This window comes from Streptomyces natalensis ATCC 27448 (assembly GCF_000935125.1).
In the GTDB taxonomy this organism is placed as follows: Bacteria; Actinomycetota; Actinomycetes; order Streptomycetales; family Streptomycetaceae; genus Streptomyces; species Streptomyces natalensis.
On record NZ_JRKI01000034.1, the window covers coordinates 329,459 to 353,606 of the forward strand.

Annotated in this window: 19 protein-coding genes and 2 pseudogenes; 10 read left to right on the forward strand and 11 right to left on the reverse strand. The window is 67.9% G+C overall.

What is annotated here, in order from left to right; all coding sequences use genetic code 11:
- Positions 1-113: 113 nt before the first annotated feature.
- The 3 genes from SNA_RS26140 to SNA_RS26150 form a co-directional block, all read right to left on the reverse strand.
- Positions 114-944: an NAD(P)-binding domain-containing protein gene (locus SNA_RS26140; protein ID WP_044366997.1), complete on the reverse strand. Its 831-nt coding sequence runs from the start codon at positions 942-944 to the stop codon at positions 114-116.
- Positions 945-1,166: 222 nt separating this feature from the next.
- Positions 1,167-1,403 carry a hypothetical protein gene (locus tag SNA_RS26145; protein WP_030066039.1) on the reverse strand — a complete coding sequence of 79 codons (237 nt, stop codon included), beginning with the start codon at positions 1,401-1,403 and terminating at the stop codon, positions 1,167-1,169.
- A gap of 22 nt (positions 1,404-1,425) precedes the next feature.
- Entirely contained in the window at positions 1,426-2,388 is a 963-nt protein-coding gene (locus SNA_RS26150; protein ID WP_044367000.1) for an alpha/beta hydrolase, read from the reverse strand.
- Between the two features lie 165 nt (positions 2,389-2,553).
- Between SNA_RS26150 and SNA_RS26155 the strand changes: the two genes are divergently transcribed.
- Positions 2,554-3,207 carry a TetR/AcrR family transcriptional regulator gene (locus SNA_RS26155; protein ID WP_030066038.1) on the forward strand — a complete coding sequence of 218 codons (654 nt, stop codon included), beginning with the start codon at positions 2,554-2,556 and terminating at the stop codon, positions 3,205-3,207.
- 193 nt (positions 3,208-3,400) lie between these two features.
- Here SNA_RS26155 and SNA_RS38620 read toward each other — a convergent pair whose 3' ends face one another.
- Positions 3,401-4,054 carry a hypothetical protein gene (locus SNA_RS38620; protein ID WP_157880094.1) on the reverse strand — a complete coding sequence of 218 codons (654 nt, stop codon included), beginning with the start codon at positions 4,052-4,054 and terminating at the stop codon, positions 3,401-3,403.
- A 330-nt stretch (positions 4,055-4,384) separates the two neighbouring features.
- Between SNA_RS38620 and SNA_RS42775 the strand changes: the two genes are divergently transcribed.
- Complete coding sequence (locus SNA_RS42775) at positions 4,385-4,822, forward strand: hypothetical protein (RefSeq protein ID WP_157880095.1); 438 nt, start codon at positions 4,385-4,387, stop codon at positions 4,820-4,822.
- Here SNA_RS42775 and SNA_RS26165 read toward each other — a convergent pair.
- From SNA_RS26165 to SNA_RS45450, 3 genes and pseudogenes are all read right to left on the reverse strand, one after another.
- The gene (locus tag SNA_RS26165) at positions 4,781-5,050 is read right to left on the reverse strand and encodes a hypothetical protein (protein ID WP_030066036.1); all 270 of its coding nucleotides are present in this window, start codon (positions 5,048-5,050) and stop codon (positions 4,781-4,783) included. The genes SNA_RS42775 and SNA_RS26165 overlap by 42 nt on opposite strands.
- 684 nt (positions 5,051-5,734) lie before the next feature.
- The gene (locus SNA_RS26175; protein ID WP_241779844.1) at positions 5,735-8,770 is read right to left on the reverse strand and encodes an ALF repeat-containing protein; all 3,036 of its coding nucleotides are present in this window, start codon (positions 8,768-8,770) and stop codon (positions 5,735-5,737) included.
- Positions 8,771-8,791: 21 nt separating this feature from the next.
- A pseudogene (locus SNA_RS45450) lies at positions 8,792-9,160 on the reverse strand (ALF repeat-containing protein); the annotation flags it as partial.
- Positions 9,161-9,538: 378 nt separating this feature from the next.
- Between SNA_RS45450 and SNA_RS26180 the strand changes: the two are divergent.
- The 4 genes from SNA_RS26180 (at position 9,539) to SNA_RS26195 (ending at position 14,648) form a co-directional block, all read left to right on the forward strand.
- Positions 9,539-10,072, forward strand: a complete 534-nt coding sequence (locus tag SNA_RS26180) for a hypothetical protein (protein WP_241779845.1) — start codon at positions 9,539-9,541, stop codon at positions 10,070-10,072.
- 146 nt (positions 10,073-10,218) lie between these two features.
- Complete coding sequence (locus tag SNA_RS26185) at positions 10,219-11,811, forward strand: S1 family peptidase (RefSeq protein WP_241779846.1); 1,593 nt, start codon at positions 10,219-10,221, stop codon at positions 11,809-11,811.
- 191 nt (positions 11,812-12,002) lie between these two features.
- Positions 12,003-13,850 (forward strand): trypsin-like serine peptidase, encoded by a 1,848-nt coding sequence (locus SNA_RS38625; RefSeq protein ID WP_157880096.1) that lies wholly within the window; start codon positions 12,003-12,005, stop codon positions 13,848-13,850.
- Between the two features lie 87 nt (positions 13,851-13,937).
- Complete coding sequence (locus tag SNA_RS26195; RefSeq protein ID WP_030066029.1) at positions 13,938-14,648, forward strand: DUF4328 domain-containing protein; 711 nt, start codon at positions 13,938-13,940, stop codon at positions 14,646-14,648.
- Positions 14,649-14,689: 41 nt separating this feature from the next.
- Here the strand turns inward: SNA_RS26195 and SNA_RS26200 are convergent, their stop codons facing one another.
- The 3 genes and pseudogenes from SNA_RS26200 to SNA_RS26205 all read right to left on the reverse strand — a co-directional run bounded on the left by SNA_RS26200 (position 14,690) and on the right by SNA_RS26205 (position 16,356).
- Positions 14,690-15,346, reverse strand: coding sequence for a zinc-binding dehydrogenase (locus SNA_RS26200; protein WP_241779847.1), 657 nt, complete (start codon positions 15,344-15,346; stop codon positions 14,690-14,692).
- Positions 15,347-15,407: 61 nt separating this feature from the next.
- A pseudogene (locus tag SNA_RS44300) lies at positions 15,408-15,686 on the reverse strand (hypothetical protein); the annotation flags it as partial.
- Between the two features lie 109 nt (positions 15,687-15,795).
- Complete coding sequence (locus SNA_RS26205) at positions 15,796-16,356, reverse strand: class I SAM-dependent methyltransferase (RefSeq protein WP_078970205.1); 561 nt, start codon at positions 16,354-16,356, stop codon at positions 15,796-15,798.
- Between the two features lie 1,132 nt (positions 16,357-17,488).
- On the opposite strand from SNA_RS26205, the gene SNA_RS26210 reads away from it, so the two are divergent.
- The 3 genes from SNA_RS26210 to SNA_RS26220 all read left to right on the forward strand — a co-directional run bounded on the left by SNA_RS26210 (position 17,489) and on the right by SNA_RS26220 (position 22,056).
- Entirely contained in the window at positions 17,489-18,859 is a 1,371-nt protein-coding gene (locus tag SNA_RS26210; RefSeq protein ID WP_030066027.1) for an ammonium transporter, read from the forward strand.
- 39 nt (positions 18,860-18,898) lie between these two features.
- Positions 18,899-20,245, forward strand: coding sequence for an ammonium transporter (locus SNA_RS26215; RefSeq protein WP_051877297.1), 1,347 nt, complete (start codon positions 18,899-18,901; stop codon positions 20,243-20,245).
- Positions 20,246-21,033: 788 nt separating this feature from the next.
- Positions 21,034-22,056 carry a polysaccharide deacetylase family protein gene (locus tag SNA_RS26220; protein ID WP_030066025.1) on the forward strand — a complete coding sequence of 341 codons (1,023 nt, stop codon included), beginning with the start codon at positions 21,034-21,036 and terminating at the stop codon, positions 22,054-22,056.
- A 264-nt stretch (positions 22,057-22,320) separates the two neighbouring features.
- Here the strand turns inward: SNA_RS26220 and SNA_RS43410 are convergent, their stop codons facing one another.
- Entirely contained in the window at positions 22,321-22,503 is a 183-nt protein-coding gene (locus SNA_RS43410; RefSeq protein WP_030066024.1) for a hypothetical protein, read from the reverse strand.
- A gap of 18 nt (positions 22,504-22,521) precedes the next feature.
- Between SNA_RS43410 and SNA_RS26230 the strand changes: the two genes are divergently transcribed.
- The gene (locus SNA_RS26230; protein WP_044367004.1) at positions 22,522-24,144 is read left to right on the forward strand and encodes a carbamoyltransferase C-terminal domain-containing protein; all 1,623 of its coding nucleotides are present in this window, start codon (positions 22,522-22,524) and stop codon (positions 24,142-24,144) included.
- The last annotated feature ends 4 nt before the right edge of the window (positions 24,145-24,148 follow it).

Sequence of the window (24,148 nt, forward strand, 5' to 3'; positions counted from 1 at the left end):
CCGGGTGCCCCGCCCCCGAAGAGAAGGCTCCGCTCCACGAACGTCGGCCTTGAGCCGAATCCACGGCGAACCCGGCTGCGAGCCTTTTCCCGGGGGTTACGTCAGCCGGGGGGCTACGTCAGATCGGCGAGGAGTCCGTCCAGGGCCATCCTGAGGGCTTCGGAGTTGGCCGCATCGAACCAGGTGGTGCGGATACGTTCGTTGTTGCCGCCCGGGGTCTCGTGGTCGGCGGCGAATTGGTGCAGGGAGCGGGTCTCGTCGCTCAGGGAGCGGCCGATGCCCTGGAAGAGGCCGCGAACGTAGCGGTCGGCCTCGTCGGGGGCGATGCCGTGTCCGGCGGCCCACGAGGTGAGCGTGGCCAGATAGGTGTAGTGGGCGGTGAGCGTTCCCGTCAGCGCGGAGAGGACGTTGAAGGCGTCCTCGTCCGGGACGGGGAGCGCTCCGCCCAGCTGCCCGAAGAGGGAATTCACCTCCGGGTGCGAGGGGTAGGTCACCGTGACGGAGCGACGTTCGCGTATAGCGGGCAGGGGGATGGCCCGGACCAGCGGGGCGTCAGTGGCGTCAGTGGCGTCAGTGGCGTCAGTGGCGTCAGTGGCGTCAGTGGCGTCAGTGGCAAGTATCCGGCGCAGCTCGTCGTTGCCGACGCCGGCCATCACGTTGACCACGATCCGGTCGTGGTCCACCTTCAGCCCCGCGAGTGCTTCGTGCCGGTCCTGGCGGCGCACGGCGATGATCACCAACTCGGAACGGTCCACCACCTCCTGGTTGTCGGCGCACACCCGGACGCCCTCGTAGCGCTCGGACAGCTCCGCGGCAGTGCGGGCTCCCCGCGGGGAGAGGAAGACCTCTGGCGACCCACCGTCCCCGTGACCATCGCCGTGACGCAGGCCCTCCACGATGGCTCGGCCGATCTCGCCCACTCCGATGATGCCGATCCGCTTCACTGTGTCTGCCTCTCTGGTCGGTGGTGTGCGTGACCTGGTGTGGTCCGGGTCCACGGCGTTGTGTCCGTGTCAGTGGAGTCCGTGCCTCCGACACCACAGCGCCCGAGGCGCGCCCCCCAGCCCGTCCGCGTATCTCGGGGCGGGGTGCGCCTCAAAGCGATGTCGTCGGGACGCTTCCTTCCGTTTCCTCACGTTCGGATGCGAAGCCGAACGAAGGTGACATCATGTCAGTCGCGGTCTTCGGTGGCCGGTGACGGGGACGGCAGCGTCGACGTCGCTGAGGTCGCCGAGGTCGGTCGTGCTCAGGCGCAGGGTGCGGGCGGCCAGGTCAGGGGCCGCAGCCGCCTGCGAATGGGCGGGACCATAGGCGCCGGTCATACTCATGCAGCCAAAGCCGAGCCGGGAGACCGCGGAGCCATCGGACTCCAGCGCGGTGAGGTCCGATGGCTCCTGTGTCACTCCACTCCCTGACTCCGCTCCGTCACTCCGCCAGGGCCGCGCGCAGGAACGCGAGGATCTCCGCCCGGGCTGCCCCGGCCTGCTGCTCCACGCCGGGCATGGCCAGGAACGCATGCTGCGCGCCCGGGTATTCGGAAAGCCGCACCGGCGTCCCGGCCGCGCGCAGGCGTTCCGCGTAGCGGCGGCCGTGATCGGCCACCGCATCGTGGGTGGGCACCACCACGAGCGCCGGCGCCAGCCCGTTCAGGTTGTCGGCGTACAGCGGCGAGAGTGCGCGGGCGTCGGTTCCCGGCGGGACGGCGAGCCGCTGGACGAGCCGCAGTAGCGGCAGGGCGGGGGTCGGGCTGTATGCGTACGTGGCGATCGAGGGGTAGTCGAACATCGTCTCGGTCACCTCGACTGCGGGATTGACCAGCACCTGCGCCGTGAGCTCCAGGCCGGCCTCCCTGGCCCGGATGGCCGTCAGGGCGCTGATCAGCGCGCCGCAGCTCTCGCCGAAGACGGCCGTGCGCGCCGGGTCGACGCCCCACTGTGCGGCATGCCGCACCACGTGCCGGAGCACGTCCCAGCCGTCATCGGCGGCGTTCGCGAACGGGCTGTCCGGGGCGACGAGGCGGTGCTCGACCGAGACGACGAGCGCGGGCAGTTGGGCGGCGAGGTGGCTGTTGGTCCAATCGCACTGCACCGCCGTACCCACGAAGCCGCCGCCGTGGACATGGACCACGAGCGGCAGGTCGGTCCGCGCGGCGGCCTCGCCCTCGCCCGTCGACGCCGGTCGGTACACCCGGACCGGGAGGTCGCGGCCGGGCAGCGCGATCTCCTGCCAGTCGATCGCGGCGCCGGGGTCCGGTTCCCCGATGATCGCCCGCGCCGCGCCGGACGCCCGGAAGCGGTTCTCCGCGTCGCGGTAGGCGAACAGTTCCTCGGTCGTGATCGCCGAGAAGTCCGGTAACGGCGGCCGCTGCGCGGCGGTGGTCTCGCTCATGTCTCCTTCTCCCCCCGGCTGGATGCCGGTGTGTCGTTACGGTCGGGCAGCACGTTGCCCTCATTATGCACGCACTGCGTGCAACGGCAAGTGCATAGGTTAGGCTGAGTCCGGACGGGAGGGGCGAAGGGGCAAAGGGGCGAACGAGAGGGGCGAAGGGGCGAGATGACAGGCCGAAGGCGATGGTCGACCGAGGAGATCCTGGACACGGCGGCGGAACTGCTCCGCACGGGCGACGCCGAGTCGTTCAGCGTGCGCAAGCTCGCCGCAGCGCTCGGGACCGACTCCTCCAGCCTCTACCGGCACTTCCGCAACAAGACCGAACTGCTGCGCGCGGTCGCCGACCGGATCCTCCTGGCCGCCATGGACGGCTACCGCCCCGAGGGCGACTGGAAGCAGCGCATCACGGCCCTGGCCCTGCGCCTGCGCGCGGCTTTCGGCGAGCAACCCCAACTCGCCGCGATCTGGGGACGCTATGCGTCCGGCGGCACCGGATCCCGGCTGGTCATGGAGGAGCTGCTACAGGCCCTGCGGGCGTCCGGCCTGCCCGATGAGGAGATCCCTGCGCGCTACCACCGCATCGTGATCCTCCTCGCCGCGCTGATCGCCTCCGAGGCCGGCGTCAGCACCATCACCCCCGAGGAGTACGAACAGGGCATGGAGCAGTTCCGCGTCGCGGTACTCGGCGCCGACCCCGAGCGCTACCCCGCCCTGGCCCACTTCGCCCGCGACGTCCGCCCCCTCGGAGCAGACCGCCGCGCCGCATTCGAAGAGATCCTCGCCGCCCAACTCGCCCACATCGAGGCCCAGATCCCCTGATGTGCCCGCACGGCGGGCTGGTGACGGCACGGGCGGGGCTTGCCGGTGGTGGTCGCCCGGGTCGGCGGGGATCATGAGGGCAGCCCCAGGACGCCTGTGACGACGAGACGGACGAAGCAGCCCCACGGAGGAGAGGCCGCCGCCCCAAGGGACACTGCCCCGGTCGGCTGCACCGTCCCTCTTTCTGAGTCGATCACGTACCGTCGATACGTGCGGTCGGGGCGACTCTGAGTGCTTCGATGCGATCACTGCGGACAAGGAGTTCGGCCAGTTCTTCCGAACACGCCACATACGTGGAGGTCAGATCCCAGTCGCAGGCGACGACCCAACTGCGGTCCGCGGGCCACCAGTGCTCCGGCCCGCCGTACTCTTCGCCTGTGTGGGCCCTAACCGCCTCCAGGGCAGTGAGCGAGGACTTCCAGACGATGGGCTCTTCATCCCAGAGACTTTTGGCAAGCTCATAGCTGAAGAAGACCGCTTGGCCCGATGCCGTGGCATCCGACAGAATTCCCACAAGCCCCCGTCGGGTATCCGCATCGGCTTCCGCCCCAGTGGTCTCCCACTGTTCCCCCACGGGCGGATTCAGCATCTCATGCCGCAACGGCCCACCACTTAGTTCGCCGTGAAATGGGGCACCGGAAGCCTCCGCCATCTCCCGCCACGTCCTCCGCAGCCCAGGCACCTCCTCCAGCCACCAAGAGTGGAAGACACGTACGTAAGCCGGGAAACCCTCAGGAACAATCTCGGTAACGACATGCTGCCGCACATCGACTTCCGGCGTCAGCCGCTCGCGCAGCCAGGCCAGTTCCTGCGTGGGGTCCGGTTCGGCCACGAACTTATTCGTCATCTCCGTGTTCTCCATCATCCGAGATCAGCGGGCGGCAATCTCGTGATCGTGTCGGTAGATGTCCAGCGCCGCGAGGTGAATGGACATCTACCCGTCTCTCTCGTCCTGCCAGAATTCCACGCCGGAGCGGTCTACTCGGGACCAGATGACCTCTGGCTCTTAGGGATCTGGATGTAGTAGAGCCTTCCCCTCTTGGTGAGCCCGAGCTCCAGGTCACCGTGCAAGCAGTCGACCGGATATTGACTTGCAAATGCTTCGGGCTCACCTCACCGGCCCACTACGTCACGGTAGTCGGCTCCGGGCACAGACACATCCAGCGTCCCAGTGCGCATGAATCGCGACGTGATCGGCATGGCTCACGCATCCTTCTCAAGTGCCTTCACCAGTCGCTCAAGACCGGCGATTCCCTGCTATCGGGGAATTTTTTTCCGAATGACAGGGCCGGTCCGTGATCGCCATCAGCAAGAGGGCACCCAGCAAAGCGCACATGCTCCGGCAAACCTGTGCCAGGCGGCGCCGAAAGTCAATGGGTTCCTGCTGGGCGGCCGCCGTCCAGGAACCGGCGAACGTCAGCGGCAAGAGCCGACGAGCCGGATGGGCGCCTTCCGCCGCCCGCAGCGCCGCTACGAACGCAAGCCGGAGCTCTTTCACGCCTCCGCCGGCATCGCCGGAACCTCATTTGTCATCGACGTCTCGGCAGATAACAGCACCCACGACCGATCCAGGTCAGCGCCACTCGGGCGGAATGTTCGCCATCTGCTTCAGTAGGTCCCAGCCCTGGAGCTTTCGCTTGCACTCCTCCAGCGAATCGTGCCACTGGGCGCCGTGCCTCACCCAGTATCCGCGGTAGTTGCGCAGGCTCATGACGCTGGCGTCGCCGACATCGGATTCATTGCCGCAGCAGGGGCATATGAACGCCGTCGGCCAACCGCCCTCCCAGAACAGTTCGTCGTCGTATCCGCAGATCCGGCAGATGGTCTCCGTGTCATCCTCCATGCTCACCTCGACCGCATTCTATTGATCACCACCAAATGCAACGAGCTCTTAAATTCTTGCCGGACGGGACGGCGAGCTTGCGTGCGATCTCGGGAACCAGGACGATGTGAGGCCCGCAGGGATCGCTCTACATGGTCGTGTCGCCATCAACGGCCGTTCTCCAGACGGATGATGCGCGTTCCCGTTGGGTGACCGACTGAGGTATTGGACAAGTCAGTCTTGCCACGCAACGGGAAAGCGCTCCTCTCCCAGGTCGTCATCCGGGAACCGCAGGAGACCTACGCCTCAGGAATCCTCTTCAGGTATCGATCCCAAATCCAAGCCTTCCGGAAAGGGCCGTCCCCGCTGCTGTCGTGCTGCGGCTCGTCGAAGACGACCCAGTAGGCCAGTTCCCCTTCCCTTGCGAGGGAATGCTGCACGGGCTCGGGGGCACTGAGATCATCGATCGTTCCCTGGAACTCAACCTGCCACGGCCCGTCCCATGAGGGGTCCTGGATGACCGTTACGCGAGTGCCTGGGGGCATGCAACCTGCTGGCCACTTGTCACTCGACGGGGAGTCGGCAGGAGGCTCGAAAGTTCCGTCTCCGGAATGCGGCTCGTTCGGGTTGGACTCGGTCATCATGTGCACATCCTGCCATATGCAGACGCTGGCGTCCGGAGACTGTTCATCAACTTCTGCATTTTCACCCAGCACTTCGGTCTTTGAACTTGAAATCCTCAGCCGCTCTGGTCCGCGTATTGTAAACGTAGTGAATTTCGATATCGTCCACAAATTGCTCCATCTTCACCCATCCATCCTTGGCCGGCCACCTGGGGTCTTTCATCTCCAGAGGAAGTTTGTTCCCGTATTCCGGGTATTCCTTCACGAGGTCCATGGCCCGCTGCTCGTTCTGGCCCCCAGCCGATGTGCGGCCTGTTGAACGAGCTTGGTTGAGAGCTGTGTTGAGACCTTCCCCGAGGCGGCCGGCGCCGTCGGCCGCGGTGTATGCGCCGCTGACTATCAGTGAGGTGCTTGCAGCGATCGCGGGAGCACCGGCCAGGCAGCCGACGCCAGTGATGCACAGGCCACCACCCCCGATATCACCCGCTGATCCGCCGACCATCATCCCGGCACCCACGCCGGTTTCGATGAGTCCTGCCCAAAAGTCACCGTTGGTCAGGATTGCCTTGCCATAGTTGAAGACTGTGCCGGCGGAGTTCTTCAGCCAATCGGGGACCCAGCTGTCGTCCCCTTGCTCTGGGTCATACTTCTCCAGCCACTCTTCCTTTATCTTCTGCCACTTGGCTTCCTCCTTCCGCTGCTTGTCAAGGGAAATCTTCTTGGCTTCATCGGCAGCCTTATCGGCGGCCTTGGAATCCTTGCCGGCCTGTTCGGCGTTCTTGCGTGCCTTCTTGACCGCGGTCCAGGCGTTGGCGGCGGACCCAAGAGCCAGGTCGTACGAGCTCTGCGCGCGCGTGGCGGAGTGGATGGCGCCGGCCGCCGCCTGGTTGGCGTCCGCCTGGGCCTTGCGGGCGGTCTTTGCCGACTCCCTGGCCCGGGCGGCGGAGGCTTCGGCTTCGTTCGCGGACTTCTTGGCCTGGGCGGCGTACCGCTTGGCTTCGGCTTCGGAGGACTTGGCCTGCTTGGCGTACTTGTCTGCATCCGCGGTGGCCTTGTCCGCAAGGGCGGCAGCGCGCGCGGCTTCCGCGGCGTGCTTCTGGGCGGTCGCAGCGGCGCCGGCCCCTTCGGCGATGAGGTGCTGCACATCGGCGACATGAGTCGCGGTGAGCTTGTCCCCACGCGCTGCCTGATACTGCCCGGTCTGGATGAAGACGTGCATGAGCTCGGGCGGACCGGCCTGGGCGATCTCGGCGGCGGCCTTGAGCTCGGGACCGCCGATGCTCATCAGCTGCACGGCGCGGACCTGCTCGTCGGCCTTGCGGGCCGTGTACTGGCCTTCAGTGAGGAACTCGGCGAGTTTCACCGGTGACTCGCTGTCCAGAGCGGTCCGGGCGGCTTTTTTGACCTCCGGTCCACCGATGCTGGAGATCTGCACCACGCGGACTTGGTAGTCGGCGGCTGCGGCCTGGTGCGCGCCGGTGGTGAGGAATGCGTGCACCTGCTGGGCGTCACCCTCCAGTGCCTTTTGGGCGGCCTTGCGGACGCCGGCCGACTTGGGGTCTTCCGCCAGGCGTTCCACGCGGGCGCGTTCGTCCTGCTCCTGGGCTTCGTGCAGGCCGCTCTGCAGGTACTTTCGGATGTCGTTGTCCGAACCGGCGAGTGCCACCTCGGCAGCGGTGCGGTTCCAGGGGCTACCGGTCTTCATGAGACCGAGTGCGACCTTGCGGCCCTTGACCGCCAGCTCCTTGGCGTCGGCGCCGGGCTTGGCGGCCTCGGCCGACAGACGCTTGGCCTCGGCGTCTAGGTCCTTGGCCTCCTTGGCCGCGCGAGCCTGTGCATCCTTGCGCTCGTCGTCCGCTTCCTTGAGCTCCGTGGCCTTCTCGACACCGGCCGCGGTGCGGGTCTTGAGCTCCTCGGCCTCGACCTTGCGGGCCAGGTCGTACGTGGACCGAGCCTTCTTCACCGCGCCGGTGGCCTCGTCGGCGGCTTCCTTGGCCGCCTTGGTGTGCCGCTTGGCTTCTGCTGCGGCCTTGTCGGCTTCGCCGGCGTGCTTGGCCGCCTTCTCCGCCTCGTCCGCCGCTGCATCGGCGTGCTCGGCCGCCTTGTTGGCCGCGTCCCGGGCCTCATGTGCCGCGCGGGACGCCCGGTCGGCCAGGCCGCCCGCCTGGTTGGCGGCGCGGGTCGCCTCGTGGGCCTGGCGGCGGGCCGCGGCAGCAGCCTGCTTCGCCCGTCGGGCCTGTATGCCGGCCTGATCGGTGTACCCACTGGCCTCGCTTGCCGCATCCGCGGCCGCATTGGCGTGCGCCCCGGCAGTGGCTGCCGCGTGGGCCGCGACACCGGCCTGGGCGGCGGCTTCGCCTGCCTGCTGGGCGGCGTCGGCCGCTGCATGAGCGCCCTTGGCGGCCTCGCGTGCCCGCTGGGCGGCCTGGCGCGCGGCCGATGCCTTGCCGGCGTCCGATGCCGCGTCCGCCGCGTGGATGCGTGCCACCGATGCCGCCGTGGCGGCGCCGGCCGCGGCGGAGTCAGCCTGGGAGGCTGCACCGGCCGCGATGCGGGCCGATCTGTTGGCTGCCTGGGCAGCGTTGATGGCCTGCTGGGCGGCACGGGCGGCCCCACGTGCCGCGTCGGCGGCCCGGCCGGCGGCGTTCGCCGCGCGGACGGAGTCCTTCTTGGCCGCCGCGGTCTCCTTGGCGGCTCTCTGCGCGGCCTCCTTGGCCAGCTTGGCAGCCTCCACTGCACGGGCCGAGGCGTTCTTGGCGGCCTGGGTCTCCCGTTTGGCCTGGGCGCCGGCCTCCTTGGCCTGCCGCGCCAGCTGCGCCACCGTCGCACGTTCCTGATCGCGCGAACGGGCCACGTACTGGCCCACGTTCAGGAATTCCCGGACTTCCTCGACCGAGCCGTCGAGGACGGACTGAGCGGCCTTCTTGGTCGCCGGGCCGCCGATGCTCATGATCTGGACGAGCCGCACCCGGTCGTCGGCCTCGTCGGCGGTGTACTGACCGTCGGTGAGGAACTTCCGGACGTCCTGGCTGGAACCGTCCAGCGCGGCCCGCCCTGCTTCTCGGAGCTTTGGCCCGCCGATGCTCATGATCTGGGCGACCCGGACCCGCTGGTCCATCTCCAGCGGCGTCTTCCAGCCGTCCTTCAGGAAGCCGCGCAGCTCCTGTGTGGTGCCGTCCAGGGCCTTCCGTGCTGCGGCACGCACTTTCTCCCCACCCACGGAGGAGATCTGAACGGCGGTGACCTGCTCGTCACCTCGTTCGGCGATGCCCTTCTCGGAGTCCAGGAAACGGCCTATGTCCGTGTCGCTTCCCATGAGCGCGGCCTCTGCCGCCGCCCTGACGCCAGGCCCGCCATCTATCCAAGCCGCTACGACGCGGCCCCGGTCGGTCTCCGGAATCGGACTGACGATTCCTTCACCGCCCTCTGTGCTCTTGTCCGTGGCAACTGCCGGGCTGGGCCCGACAATTCCTGCCATGAGTGCCAGCGGCAGGACGCCCGCACTCATGCCGCGTATGCCACGCGACCAGGACTTCCCCGCTCTGTATGAGCGGTCACTGCGCCTCACGAAGCAAACCCTTCTCGTTGATTGTGGACCGCCATTAATGGCGCGGCATGCGTATCCGGCTCAATCGACAGTGATGTCAGGGGAATTGGCAGGTTCAACGCCGCCCCAGGGGATCGATGCCGAGAGCCGTACGCCTTCCCACTCCGGGATATCAGAAGGTCATGGTTGCCCAGAAATCGGGCATCGTTCTCGATTCGTTATAGGGCGGGTATTGGTGGACTTGCACCAGTTCACAGGTGATACGTTTTCCTTCGCCCTAAATCCGGGCAATACACGCGGCCACCACTGTCACCGCACACCGTCGGGAAGGAATCTCTGGTGATACATCGCGCACGCACGGCGCTGCTCGTCGGCGTTATAGGCACTGCGACGGCCCTCGCGGGAGCCGCCACCATCGCCGCTGCCCAGGCGGCCCAACCGCCCGTGAACGCCGCTGCTCAACAGGCATCTGCCGGTGACAGGCCGCCGTCCGCGGTGGAGGACTTCGCTTATCCGAACGCGGCGAAGCTCCTGAAGGAGAAGGGCATCAAGCTGGTTCGGGGAGATGGTCACATCGTGTTGAGCGAGTGTGTCGATGCCAACATTCTGGTGCGGACAACGAGCACCAGCGCCGACAATTTCAAGTACTGCTTCAAGGCCACCGGGAAGAAGGGTTTCCTCACCCTGGAGGTTCCCGAAGTATTCTCCGTCGACTCCAAGGGACCGGCTTTCCAGGCCACCGTCACCTCCGAGGGCAAGAAGAAGACGGTGCACGTGAACGAGGGCGCCTCGAAGCCCGTCGGAACCGGTGACATCAGCCCGGGTTCGAGCGGAAAGCCGGCGGTTCTGGTCGAGCTGCGCGTCAACGGGTAACCGAGCGGCCTCCCCGAGCAATTCGGCCCGTGAGCCACAACCGTCCGGCGGCGGTTGACCGGCCGATGCAGGTCACGCCAACCCCAGCTCTTTTTCTGCGTATGAGGAAACAAAACGTGTTCAACAGACGTCCACGCACAGCGTGGGTGACCGGCCTCCTTACCGCTACCGTCGCGGCCGGCGCGGTGACCGCCGCCTCCCCGGCCCAGGCCCTGGAAAGCGGGGGCATCAAGAACAGCGCCCACACCTTCGCCACGAAGCTCGATATCGGTGACGGCAAACGCAGTTGCTCAGGCGCGCTGGTCGACAAGCAGTGGGTGCTCACCGCCGCCAGCTGCTTCGCGGACGACCCCGACAAGGGATTCGCGATAGCCGAGGGTGCACCCAAGTGGAAGACGACCGCCACGGTCGGCAGCACCGATCTGACGAAGAAAGCCGGCACGGTCGCCGACGTCGCCGAACTGGTCCCCTATAAGGGCCGTGACCTGGTGATGGCGAAACTCGCCAAGCCGGTCGCCGGCGTCACCCCCGTGGCCATCGGGACCGGCGCACCCGAGCAGGGCGAGGAGTTGAAGGTCGCGGGCTTCGGCCGTACCAAGTCGGTGTGGGTCCCCGACAGGCTGGCCGACGCCGCGTTCACCGTGGATTCGGTGCTGAGTGGCTCGATCGGCATCAGCCCCAAGACCCCGGCGGACGGCGCCGTATGCAAGGGCGACACCGGTGGCCCAACACTGCGGGAGACCGCTGGGCGGGTGGAGCTGGTCGGCATCAACAGCGCGTCCTGGCAGGGCGGGTGTCTGGGGACCGATCCGTCGGAGACCCGCAAGGGCGCGGTGGACACCCGGGTGGACGACCTCAGCACGTGGATTCAGAAGGTCAGTTATCGTGCCCTCTTCCCCAAGGCTCCCTGGGGGAAGGCGACCCATATCGCCTCTGGTTACTTCACGGGCGGTTCGGCCGGCGGCACGCGGCACATGGACATGATCGTCCGCTGGACCGACTCCGAGGTCACGCTCTACCAGGGCGGGGACGACAAGGATCCGTCCCATCCGTTCGTCGCCGAGTACCAACTGGGCAAGCCGCTGAAGCAGGCCCCGAAGACCAACTGGCAGTACGTCAAGGAGATGACGAGTGCCGGCTTCGGCGACGGTACGGACGGGCTGGTGGTGCGCTGGGTCGACAGCGAGATGACGCAGTACACCCACGTGGACACCAAGGGCTTCCACAACGAGAAGAAGCTCGTTGCACCGGTCAAGAAGGGCCCGTGGACGCACGCCAGGCAGATGACCGCCGGCCGGTACACGGCCAATGCGCAGCGCGATGACCTCGTGGTCGTCTGGGACGACGGACGGGTCACGCTGCACCCCGACCTGAACACCAACGGCCTGGCGGACAAGGCGAAGAAGACGCTGGTCAAGAAGAACACGACCACCTGGCCCTACGCCACGCAGATCGCCGCCGGCGAGTTCACCGGGAAGAAGACCGCGGATCTGCTGGTGCGCTGGGTCGATGGCGAGACCACCGTCTACCCGGGTGTCGACGCCGCAGGACTCCACGGTGAGATCAAGATCCGGCCGCGAAAGTCGCCGTGGATCAATGCCACCGTGGTGACCGCCGGGGCATTCGTCGCCAACGAACGGCCCAACGACGTCATGGTCCGGTGGAAGGACGGCTCGCTCGGTCTCTACCCGGGTGTGGACGCCGCCGGGACGCACGGGGAAGTCAAGCTGACCGGCTGAAGCGGCAGTTGTCAGGTCCGGAGTCGTCAGGTCCGGAGTCGTCAGGTCCGGAGTCGTCAGGTCCGGCCGACCGGCACGGTCGGCCGGGCCTTTCCCGGACCGGGGGCCACGCCCCGACCGACCTCGTAGGTACCCCTTCCTGCTGCCAACCCGTCCCCGTCAACAAGAGCTTCATGAGACGAACGAGACACATGAGACGAATAGCTTGGGTGCGCGCCGCGGCCCTGGGCCTGTGCGCCGCAATCCCCTTCACCGCCCCCGCGTCGGCCGCCCCGGCTCCCGGCAGCCCACCGAGGCCCTCGAAGGCCGCCACACCGGAAGAGGTCCGAGAGGCCAGGGAGGCCGAGCGCTACTGGACCCCGGAACGCATCCGCACCGCAGTCCCCGTTGACGGCACGGACAGCGTCCAGCGCAGCCCGGAGGACGGCCGACGGAGCGCGCCCAGGCCACCCGGCGGCAGGCAGAAGCGCTCTCTCCAGGAGCCCAGCCACACCGTCGACGAGGGTATGGCCACCGTCGGGGTCTTCCTGATCCGCAATGACAAGGACGAAGCGACCCCGAACCAGTTCTGCACCGCCGCCTCGGTGGCCTCACCGACCAAGAGTCTCGCCGTCACGGCAGCGCACTGCCTCAAGAGGGCCTCCGGTCGTAACATCGCCTTCGTTCCCGGCTACCGTGCCGGTGGCTCGGCGGCCGGCCAGGCGGGCGAGACCCCGTACGGGATCTTCCCCGTCAAGCCCGGCAAGATCTGGATCGACGGCCGCTATCTGCGGTCGACGCCCGACGATGACGTCGACGTCGCGTTCCTGCGCGTCGGCCCCAACGCGCAGGGACAACTCCTGGAGGACGCCACCGGCCGCGGCAACACCCTCACCAAGGTGAACTCCGCCGACCTCGCACGCCCGGGCATCACCGTCGTCGGATACCCCGGCGGCCAGAAGACCCCGCTGCGGTGCACCAACAACACCACCGCCTTCCAGGGCCGGTTCATGGAAATCAAGTGCGACGGCTTCCGGGCCGGCGTCAGCGGCGGACCGTTCCTGGAGAACTTCGACGGCACCCGCGGCAACCTGGTCGGCGTCATCGGCGGCTACAAGACCGGCGGTGCCTACGACCACACCTCCTACACCTCACAGTTCGACGACGACGTCTTCCGCCTCTACCACCAGGCCGTCAGCGACGCACCCGCGGACACCGGCTCCGGCGCCTCCATGGGCACCTCCGGCACCTGGTCGCACGCCAGAGGCATGACCACCGGCCGCTTCCACACCGCCTCCGTACGCAACCACACCAGCGACCTGATCGTGCGCTGGTCCGACGGCGAGGTCTCCCTCTACCCCGGCAACGGCAGGTACGGCTTCGGCAAGGACATCCGGCTCGTCAAGGACAAGACCTGGAAGCAGGCACGGCAGATCACCGCCGGCGACTTCACCGGCAACGGCAGCTACGACCTCCTCGTCCGCTGGGCCAACGGCCGAGTGACGCTCTACAAGAACGTCAACGAAACCAACAAGCTGAAGAACAAAGTCGACCTGCGGGGCCCCAACGGCACCTGGACCCACGCCGTCGCGATGACCGCCGGCCGTTTCGGCGGGGGCAACACCCGCAGCGATGACCTCGCCGTGGTCTGGACCGACGGTGAAGTGACGCTCTACCCCAATGTCGACGCCAAGGGCATGCACGGCGAGCGACAGCTCATGCCACCACCCGACCGCACGTGGCCCTACGCCCGGGACCTCGCCGCAGGCAACTTCCGTTCGACGACGGGCGACCAGGACCTCTTTGTCCGCTGGGTCGACGGCGAAGTCACCGCCTACGAGGACCTCGCCCGCAACGGAATCGGCAAGCGGCGAAAGGAACACCGCCTCCGGCCCCACAACTCACCATGGCGCAAGGCCACCCTGGCCACCGTCGGCGCCTTCGGCGGCCCCGACCGCCAGGACGACATCGTCACCCTGTGGACCGGAGGCAAACTCACCCTGCGCCCCGACAGCACCACAGCGTCAATGGGCCCCGAACGCATCCTCGTCAGTCCATAGAACAGAACAAACGACCAGGCACCCGCTACTCCAACTCCAGCACCAGTACCAGCACCAGCCAGATCCAGGACCCTTGGGAGATTCCGCATGTCCCACATGCCCGTTGCCCCACCGCCACCGCCGCCGTCGCCCAGCTGGTCCGCTCCACCCGGCCCGCAGGCCGTCCTCCGCTCGCCGGTCGGGCTCTCGAAGGCCGTGGTCATCCTGCTCCGCCTCGTCATCGTCACCGACCTGTTCGCGCTGTGGCAGGGGAACCACTCGTACCGGCTGGTCGGCAGACTCATCGACGACGTCGGCTCCGTCACCTCGCGGGAGATCAACGAAGCGGACCACCTGTACCAGACGTCTGGGATCCTCCAGGCCGCGGCTACCCTCGCGACCGCCGTGGTCTTCATCGTCTGGTTCCACCGAACCCGCGTCAACGCCGAGGTCTTCGCCCCCGATCACCAATCGAAGAAGCGCGGCTGGGCGATCTGGGGCTGGTTCGTGCCGGTGGTCAACCTGTGGTTTCCGCGACGGATCGCCCTCGACATCTGGACCGCCGGCGCCGACCAGAACTCCCGGTCCACGGCGTTGCTCAACTGGTGGTGGGCGCTGTGGATCGTGGACCTCGGCTTCGGACGCCTCGCCGCCCAGCGCTATGCGAAGGCCGAGAGCCCGGAAGAGATCAAGGGGGCCCTGGCCGGGCTCATGGCAAGCGATATCTTCAACATCGCGGCCGCCGTACTGGCCATATTCTTCGTACGCCACCTCACGCGTATGCAGCACGAGAAGGCACTGCGGGGGCCGACGGTCTGACAACAGCGCGGCGTTCGACAGCACCGGCGAACGGGCCGCCGTCAGAACTGCATGACGACCTTGCCGAACTTCCCCGGCCCGGCCAGCCGGGCGTAGGCGTCGGAGTAACTGTCCAGCGGGAAAGCCGAGTCGACGGGTACCCGCAGCCGGCGCTCGGCCAGCAGCGGGACGACGCTGGTGCGCACCGTGGCCGCGAGGAGCGTCTTCTCCGCCTGGGTGCGGCCTCGAATGGTGGTGCCGATCAGCTGGGCGCGCGCAAGCATCAGGTCGAACATGCGCAAGGGAGCCATCGTCCCGCCCTGGACCCCCACAACGAGGATCTTCCCCCGGGCACGCAGCAGTTCAACCCGCCGCAGGCACTCCTCGCCGCCGACCAGCTCGACGACGACGTCGTACGGCGCCCGTCCGCCCTCCTGACCAGGGACCACCGCCTCTACGGTGCTGCCAGCGGGTGCAAGTTCCTTCACTCGACCATGCAGTTCGGTCCGGCGCACACTTGCCACGACATGGGCGCCGGATGCGGCGGCCACCTGCACCATGGCCGTACCGACCCCGCCGGCAGCTCCGGTGACCAGCACCCGATCTCCTGCACGGACCCCCGCTTGGACGACCAGCGCGTCCCAGGCGGTGCTGAACGCCTCCGGGAAACCTGCTGCTGCCTCGTGCCATGACAACCCCGCGGGTATGGGAAGCAGCACGTCAGCGGGCACCACGATCGTCTCTGCATGGCCACCCCCACCCACGAGGGCCATGACCCGGTCACCGACGCTCACTCCCGTGACGCCGCTCCGACCTGCTCGACCTCACCGGCGATTTCCAGCCCGGGGATGTCGGTCGGCCAGCCTGGTGGCGCCGGATAGTCACCCCGGGCCTGCTGAAGGTCAGCCGCGTTGAGCCCGGCGTCTCCGGAAGCTTGTCGAAGGTGTCGGGAAGGACGTCGAGCAGACCCCAGATCTGTTCGCCGGTCCTGACGGCCGGCAGCAGCCGGCACCTCCACTGTGGCGACACTTCGGGACGGTGGCGGAGCCGGTGCACAACCGGGTGCTCTCACACATGCCCCTCGCACCGGCGGCACGTCGAGGGCGCGGTGCTCGGGGCTGTGTGGGGCGATGTCGCCGTGCTTTGGTTGCGCTGCTGGGCGGAATGTTCAGGGAGACGTGTTGCGGCAGTCGCAGGTGGGCACCGGCTCGGAATGAGCCGGTGGGCTGACCGGCGCCAGATGGTGGACCCGGGCCGGCGGCAGGTTCCCCAGCACCGTCTCCGTACGGAAGGTGTGCCGGCGCAGGATGCGGCGCAGTGCGCCGAGCCCGGCGAGGGTGCGCTCGCGGTCGACTCCGTCGGCGAATGCCCGGCGTATGGTCTCGCCGCCCACGTATCCGAAGAAGGACATCGTGCCGCCGGGCCGCAGGGACCCGAGGAGCCGGTCGAAGATCTCCTCGGTCGTGCGGGCGTCGAAGTTGGCGAACGGCAGGCCGCACACGATGGTGTCGTAGGAGCCGAGTTCTTGTTCCTGGATCAGGCCCGTGCGGATGCGCAGTCTCGGATCGTCTGCGTAGGTCTGTCGCAACAGGTCGGCGAAGCGCGGGTTGGCCTCGATCAGATCCACGGTGTCCAGTCGGCCCAGTGAGTCGGTGATGTAGCGGGTCACCGCTCCGGTGCCGGGCCCTACTTCAAGTACCGCGCGGCTGCGGCCGGGATTCGGGATCATGTAGCGGGTGAGGGCTCTACAGAGCCGGGCACTGCTCGGGGCGATAGCGCCCACGTCCTGACGGGTCTTCGCATATTCCCGGAGGAAGAGCGTTACTTCGGCCACGCGCCATCCATTGTCTAGTGCTTGCGAACTTGTCGAGGTGCCAGTGATGACACCTCCTGAGACGCCCGTCGCGGCGGCATCGTGCCGTGCAGTGTGCCCTTGAACTGGTAAACAACCGATAAGAGATGGGTGAGATGTTGTGAAGGAGATGTGTCGGGGCTCCTCACCCCGGCACGCGGTGCCGTGCGGCCGGGAGCCCCGATGCCCGGTAGGACGTGAGCGTCGCCCCGGTGGGAGCTGTCGGCGACGCCCTGCACGGTCGTGAACCGCCGGGGTCACGCAGGTCCGCACAGGTCCACGACAAACCGACTCCAATCGCCACACACCATGCGATAGCTGCTGATTTCCGATAATTGGCCGCTCATCAGCCCACTTTCACCCGCGGCCACAGACAAAGAAAAGCCAAGCCCTTCCGTCATGCGTTGACGAACCCTCCGGTCACCCTTACGTTGCATCTCGATCGAACGGAACTAGATTTCCGCATTACGGAATAGATTCTCATGGGTGCCACAGGCCCCACCGCGCGGGCGCCCCGGCCCCCGCGCCCGCAGAAGGAGCGCCTCCATGAATCTCGCTCCACTGGAGATCAACAGGCTCCGCGTCCACGTGGTCGCCGGTCCCGCCCGCCGGCGCCGTGCCCGCCCGATCGGCGCCTGAGAGATGAGACCGGCTCCCGGATCCCGCCTGGGGCCTCCGGAGCCCGCCGCTTTCGCCCTGGCCGGGGAGACCGTGCTGCCCGAGGTCTCCAGGGCCTGGCTCCGCGTCCTGGCACCGCCTCCCCCACGGTTACCGCGGCCGTCTCCCGGCGCCTGATGCCGTACGCCGGTTCCTGATCGGCGTACCGGACCTGGTGATGCGCACGTTCTAACGCGCACGTTCTGACGCTCACGTCCTGATGCGCACGTCCTGATGCGCACGTCCTGACGCACACGTCCGGACACACACCCACCCCGCCCCCTTCACCCCACCCCTTGCCCGACCGACGCCGCGACGATCAAGCACGGCGCCCCTACCCGGAAAGACTCGCATGCCTACCACTCTCGATACGGGCAACACCGCATGGCTGATGGCGAGTACCGCCATGGTGCTGCTGATGACGCCCGGCCTTGCCTTCTTCTACGGCGGCATGGTCAAGACCAAGCACGTGCTGGTCATGCTCAAGATGAGCTTCGTCTGCCTGGCCCTGGTCACCCTGCTGTGGCTGGCCATCGGCTACAGCCTGGCCTTCGGCAAGGACATCGGCGGCTGGGGCCTGATCGGCTCCCCTGCCCACTGGATGATGCACGACATCGGGATGACCAGCCTGAACGGCTCCATCCCCACCGTCATCTTCTCCGCCTTCCAGATGGCCTTCGCCATCATCACCGTGGCCCTGATCAGCGGGTCCATCGCCGGTCGCGCGACGATGCGCGGCTGGCTGTGGTTCGTCGTGGCGTGGACCCTCTTCGTCTATGTGCCGATGGCGCACTGGGTGTTCGCGCCCGGCGGCTGGGTCACCGCCCACCTCGGCGCTCTGGACTTCGCCGGCGGTATGCCGGTGGAGATCAACTCCGGTGCGGCCGGCCTCGCCGTGGCGATCGTGGTCCGCAAGCGCAAGGACTTCGAGCGGGAGACCATCCGGCCGCACAACCTGCCCCTGGTCGTGGTCGGTCTCGCGCTGCTGTGGTTCGGCTGGTTCGGCTTCAACGCCGGCTCCGCGCTGCAAGCCGGTGGCAGCGCACCGATGGCCTTCCTCAACACCCAGCTCGCCGCGTGCGGCGCGATGGTCGGCTGGCCGCTGATCGAGAAGTGGCGGCTCGGGCACGTCGAGATGCTCGGTGTGGCGTCGGCGGCCGTCGCGGGCATGGTCGCCATCACCCCGGCCTGTGGTGAGGTCTCCCCGATCGGCGCCCTGGTGATCGGCTTTGTCGCGGGCGTGGTCTGCGCCTTCGCGATCAACCTCAAGTACAAGCTGCGCTACGACGACACCCTGGACGTGGTGGGCGTGCACGGCTGGGGCGGCATCGTCGGTGTCCTGGGTATCGGCCTGTTCGCCACCTTCCAGATGAGCGGCAAGAAGGGCCTGTTCTACGGCGGTGGCATCGACCTGCTGTGGCGCCAGGCCGTCGGCGTGGTGGTGTGCGCGGCCTTCTCCTTCGGCGTGACCTGGCTGATCGCCCAGGCCATCGAGAGGACGGTCGGCTTCCGGGCCGCCGAGGTCTACGAGCATGTCCCCGGTGCGGAGGAGGAGCAGGCGTACGACGACGAGACCATCGCCGAGATCCGCCGGCGGCTGGTGCAGGCACGGGTCCCGGTCGCCGTGGGCACCGGTGGCGCGGAGGTCGGTTCCGGCAGCGCCGACGCCGAGCTGCTGGCCGAACTGCGGGAGGTCCTCCAGCGACGGGAGCAGGAGAAGTGACGTCTGCTCACCCTCAGTCCGTCGAATCGAGGAACTGACATGTCCCACATCTTCGACACCGGCAACTCCTCCTGGCTGCTCATGGCCGCGGCCATGGTGCTGCTCATGGCCCCGGGACTGGCCTTCTTCTACGGCGGCATGGTGAAGACCGGCCAGGTCATCGCCATGCTCAAGATGTGCTTCGGCTGTGTGGTGCTGGTCAGCATCATCTGGTTCGCGTTCGGCTACACCCTTGCCTTCGGCAAGGACGCCGGCGGGCTCGGGCTGATCGGCGGCCTCGACCACGTCTTCATGTCCGGCATGGGCCTGGAGAGCCGCACCGGCGACATCCCCACCGTGACCTTCTCGGTCTTCCACATGTCCTTCGCCATCGTGACGGTCGCGCTGATCAGCGGCTCGGTGGCGGGACGGGCCAAGATGAAGGGCTGGCTGGTCTTCGCCTGCGCCTGGACCCTGCTCGTCTACGTCCCGATGGCGCACTGGGTCTTCGCGCCGGACGGATGGGTGTCCCAGCAGCTCGGCGCCGTCGACTTCTCCGGCGGTACGGTGGTCGAACTCGCCTCCGGCGCGGCCGGCCTGGCACTGGCCGCGGTCGCCGGGCGGCGCGAGGACTTCGAGCGCGAGCCGATCCGCCCGCACAACCTTCCGCTGGTCGTCATCGGCCTGTCCCTGCTGTGGTTCGGCTGGTTCGGCTTCAACACCGGCTCCTCCCTCGGCGTGCCGGGCGCGGCGGCGATGGGCTTCGTCAACACCCAGTTCGCCGCCGGTGCCGCCATGGCGGGCTGGGCGGTGACCAGCTACTGGCGCACCCGCCAGGTCGGTCTGCTGGACATCAGCATGGGCGCCGTCACCGGCATGGTCGCAATGACTCCGGCCGCCGGCGACGTCACCCCGTTCTGGGCCGTCGCGATCGGTTTCCTGGCCGGTCTGACCTGCGCCTTCGCGATCAGTTGGAAGTACCGCTTCGGAGTCGACGACACCCTGGACGTGGTCGGCATCCACGGCTGGGGCGGGCTGTTCGGCATGGTGATGGTCGGCCTCGCGGCAACCGGAACGATGACCGGCAAGAAGGGCCTGTTCTACGGCGGCGGCTGGGACCTGCTCGGCAAGCAGCTGGTAGCCGTGCTGGTCATCGGGCTGTTCTCGTTCGCCATGACCGCGCTGATCGGCAAGCTGGTCGACCTCACCGTCGGCCTCCGCCAGTCGCACGGCGCCGAGGAACACGAACAGGTCTACCAGAACGACTGGGACGTCCAGTTCAAGGAAATCGCCGACGCGCTCCGCGGCAGCGGTGTCGACGAGGGCGCGCCCGAGCCCGACGCGAGCGCACTGCTCGACCAGGTCCGCCACATCCTGGCGGCCGACCCGGAGCAGCTGCGGGACTGATCACCTGAGGACCGGAACCCACCGTGGGCTGCCGCCTGAGCCATGGCTCTCGCGGTGGCCCCGCCGGTGGGCCGCCCACTGCCGCGTCACCGACGCCGACCCCTCTGTGCGCTTCGCCTACGAGGTGACGGCGACACCGCTCGCCGTGCCCATCTCACGCCGGCTGAGTCCAGGCCGAACCCTGCCGGCGCCACCGACGGGCCGGTCACGACCGCGAAGCCAGCCGCCAACCCACGTGCCGTTGAGGGTACTTGTCACCCCGTCATGTGGTGGCAATCCGAAGTCGAAACGCTCCCCACTCTTCCCGCCGTTGACGCGCCCACGCCAGGATCTGCGTCAACGGCCGAGTCGGCCCCGTGCTCGCCGTAGGGAGGAGAACGCATGAGGCTCCACCGGCATCGACGACGGCTCGGACGAGGCGGAGAACTCGGCGGAGGCAACTGCCCAGTTCAGCGAGGCCCGCACCGCCCCCGGTGTCGTCGCCCCCGGCGCGTACGGCGCCGCCTGGCAGCAACTCGGTCCATGAGCCACACCGCAGGCGGCTGGGACCACGTCACCAAGAAAACGTACGACGCCGACGACCGTACCTCGGGCCCTGGGCTTCACCAAGCTCATCGATTCTCTTGCGCACACCCGGAGGACCCGCACTACTCCCGCTGACCGCCTCCCGGCCCGGTCGGCCTCGCCCGACGGACCAGCATCCCTGGCCCGACCTCACCGGAAAACAGATATCAGCTCACGAACCGTCCTCTAACATGGGAAAAATAGGCCCATGAGAGGTGGGCGCCATGTGGTCTGCCGGAATCACCTGGAATACCGAGGGCTACGAACTCGCCTGCGTGCACGACGACGGATGCCGTGTGCCTCCGGTGGAATTCCGGGCCAATGACGTGCAGGGAATTGTTCGGTACCTTGCCGAAACGTGTGGCGCCGATGTCGCGGTCGTGGTGGACAGTACGAACGGGCTCCTCGATGGGCCGCTGCGCAACGCCGGCCTGTGTGTCCTGCGGGCCGACCCATGGAACGTTCCGCCGCGCCCGGACGACGGCTTCGTTCCAGCCCTGGAACTGGCACGCTGCGGGGCGGTGGCGCGTGGATGCTTGACCGAGACCGATGACAGCGCCGGCGCACTCACAGGACGCGAAGGCGAACTGCGCAGGGTAATTGCGGCAAGTTCTTCGGCCGAAGCCGCGCTTGCCGGTCGAGGTCTGTTGGTGACACGTGGCCCCGGCGCCGCTCGCAGGGTCGCTCTGACCTTCGACGACGGACCCGCCCAGCCGTACACGGACCGCGTTCTCGACGTCTTGCGGGACTACGGCGTGCCCGCGACCTTCTTCTGTGTCGGGCTGCATGCGCATGCCGACCCCGCCTCGGTTGCGCGGATCGCGGAAGCCGGGCACTCCGTCGGCAACCACACCTGGTCACACCCCTATGTGCCCGACCTGGCACGCGATGAACTCCTTTTCCAACTGGAGTCGACGAACAGGTCGATCGCGGCCGTGACCGGGGCCGTTCCGCGCTGTGCCCGGCCGCCCTACGGGGCGAGAACCCCTGAAACCCTGGGCTGGTTCGCGGACCAAGGGATGACCACGGTGCTCTGGGACCGGGATTCGGGCGACTGGGCGGCGCCTGGCATACCGGCCATCGTGGACAACGCAATCGCCGGAGTCACCAGCGGCTCCGTGATCCTCATGCACGACGGACCAGGCGACCGTTCGCAGACCGTGGCGGCGCTGCCTCGCGTCATCGAAGCGCTGGTCCAGGATGGCTATGAACTCGTCACCGTTGATCGATTGCTCGCTGGTGACTGAATGACGCGGCCGCCGCACCGGCCGCCAGAACGCCATGTTTCACCCTGCACCACCGGTGGGAGACAACATCGGTACCACTCCACTACTGCCAGTGATACGAAGACTTCGCCCGGCGAGGGACTGGCAGAGGCGCTCGGAACCATCCGACGATCAAGGAGCCTGCGTGACCCCGTCCGTCCGGAAAGCCGTACGCACTGCGGGCAGCGACCACTCCGGGACGGCGAACTCCTTCACCGCGCACGCAGCAAGGAACTCGCCCTGGTCTTACGGGAGTTCGGCCACGGCCGGATGACCGGCCACGGGGATCCACCCCTGCACACCCTGCACGGTGACCGGCCACAGCAGCTGTCCGCTCCGTTCCGCACAGTTCGCCAGTTCCACGGACTTCTTGGAGGTGCCATGATCGTTCTCGGCCTGGTAGGGCGGCCCGACGTCCCGCTGTGCCACGATGCGGCAGCCTGTCTCGTGATCGACGGCAAGGTGGTCGGCGCGCTGGAGCAGGAACGCATCAGCCGGCGCCGCCATGCCCCGGGCGAGGGCCCGGAGGATGCGGTACGGGCTCTGCTCGACGCGCACGGAGTGCACCCGTCCGAGGTCGAGGCCATCGGCTACGCGTGGGCGGACGCCCCCGACGGCGCGTTGACGCCGGAGAGCGACATCCCCTGCGGGGTACACGTCAGCGACCGGTTAACGGCCACCATTCTGCCGACCCTGGCCGACGAGCTCGGCACCCAGGACATCATCTTCTTCGACCACCACCTGTGCCACGCCGCGCAGGCGTACTACCTCAACCCGTACCCGACGGCGGACGTCCTGGTGGCCGACGGGTGGGGAGGCGACGGCTCGACCTCCCTCTTCCACGTCGACAACGGCCGGTTCCGCCTGCTGGAGCGTTACGACAAGTGCTGGTCGCTGGGGATGATGTACGGCGCCGCCTCGGCCTACGCCCGGCTCGGCTGGTGGGGCGCGGGCAAGCTGATGGGGCTCAGCTCGTACGGGCGGACGAGTGACCTGCGGTTCATGACGTTCGACGCCCAGGACGCTTCCTTCCGGCTCGACCGGAGGCTGCGCGGCTCACTGGCCACCGCACGGGACTGGAACCGGCTCGGCAGCCAGTGGTTGGAAACCTATGAGACCAGCGTCTTCCCCTTCACACCGTCGTCGGCGAACGCCTTCGACTACGCCCCGTTCGCCGCCGATGTGCAGGCCACCGTGGAAGAGCTGGGGTTGGCGATCACCCAGCGGCTCCGCCGGCTCTCCGGCGAGGACACCCTGCTGCTCTCGGGTGGCGTCGCGCTGAACGCCCATATGAACCGGCGGATCGCCCTGGAGAGCGGGTACGCCCAGGTCTCCGGCACCGTCGCGCCCAACGACGGCGGGACGGTGTTCGGCGCGGCGATGCTCGCCGAGGCACTGCTCGGCAAGGCACCCCGGCCGCTGTCCGCCGAAGAACCACCGCCGATCTTCTTCGGGCCGCCGGTCTCCACCCGGATGATCGAGGATTCGTTGGCCCAGCAGGGCGTTACGGCCCGCGCGCTGGACCCTGAGCAGCTGCGCAAGCACACGGCGGAGTCCCTGAGCCGCGGCGAGGTCGTGGCCTGGTTCGACGGCCGCAGCGAGTTCGGGCCGCGGGCGCTGGGCGCACGCAGCCTGCTGGCATCGCCCAGGGAGAGGTCCGCGCTGGACCGGCTGAACAGGGTCAAGGGCCGGGAGGCATGGCGCCCGGCCGCGCTCTCGCTCACGGCGGACGGCTTCCGCGGCCTCGGCATGGAGCCGCCGGTGAGCGGCCTGAGCGACTACATGCTGTGCATGCACCGGGTCGGCGAGGCCGAGGCTCCGCAGGCGGTCGCCGGCGTCCACGTCGACCGCACCACCCGGGGGCAGTACGTGCCGGACGGCGACAGCGGCTTCGGTCCGCTGCTCGCCGCGGTGGGCGAGGACTCGGGGCTGCCCGCGGTCATCAACACCTCGCTCAACACCAAGGGCGAGCCCATGGTGCTGAATCCCGATCAGGCCGTCGGGCTGCTGACCGCGTCGCAGGACATCGACCAGCTGGTCATGCCACCGTATGTGGTGAGCCGGTCCTGACAGC

Coding starts and splice junctions, on each gene's coding strand:
- SNA_RS26205 (WP_078970205.1), bottom strand. CDS start 16,356: ATGATCCCGAATCCCGGCCGCAGCCGCGCGGTACTTGAAGTAGGGCCC.
- SNA_RS26175 (WP_241779844.1), bottom strand. CDS start 8,770: ATGGACCAGCGGGTCCGGGTCGCCCAGATCATGAGCATCGGCGGGCCA.
- SNA_RS26150 (WP_044367000.1), bottom strand. CDS start 2,388: ATGAGCGAGACCACCGCCGCGCAGCGGCCGCCGTTACCGGACTTCTCG.
- SNA_RS26210 (WP_030066027.1), top strand. CDS start 17,489: ATGCCTACCACTCTCGATACGGGCAACACCGCATGGCTGATGGCGAGT.
- SNA_RS26220 (WP_030066025.1), top strand. CDS start 21,034: ATGTGGTCTGCCGGAATCACCTGGAATACCGAGGGCTACGAACTCGCC.
- SNA_RS26165 (WP_030066036.1), bottom strand. CDS start 5,050: ATGGAGGATGACACGGAGACCATCTGCCGGATCTGCGGATACGACGAC.
- SNA_RS26215 (WP_051877297.1), top strand. CDS start 18,899: ATGTCCCACATCTTCGACACCGGCAACTCCTCCTGGCTGCTCATGGCC.
- SNA_RS26155 (WP_030066038.1), top strand. CDS start 2,554: ATGACAGGCCGAAGGCGATGGTCGACCGAGGAGATCCTGGACACGGCG.
- SNA_RS42775 (WP_157880095.1), top strand. CDS start 4,385: ATGAATCGCGACGTGATCGGCATGGCTCACGCATCCTTCTCAAGTGCC.
- SNA_RS38625 (WP_157880096.1), top strand. CDS start 12,003: ATGAGACGAATAGCTTGGGTGCGCGCCGCGGCCCTGGGCCTGTGCGCC.
- SNA_RS38620 (WP_157880094.1), bottom strand. CDS start 4,054: ATGACGAATAAGTTCGTGGCCGAACCGGACCCCACGCAGGAACTGGCC.
- SNA_RS26195 (WP_030066029.1), top strand. CDS start 13,938: ATGTCCCACATGCCCGTTGCCCCACCGCCACCGCCGCCGTCGCCCAGC.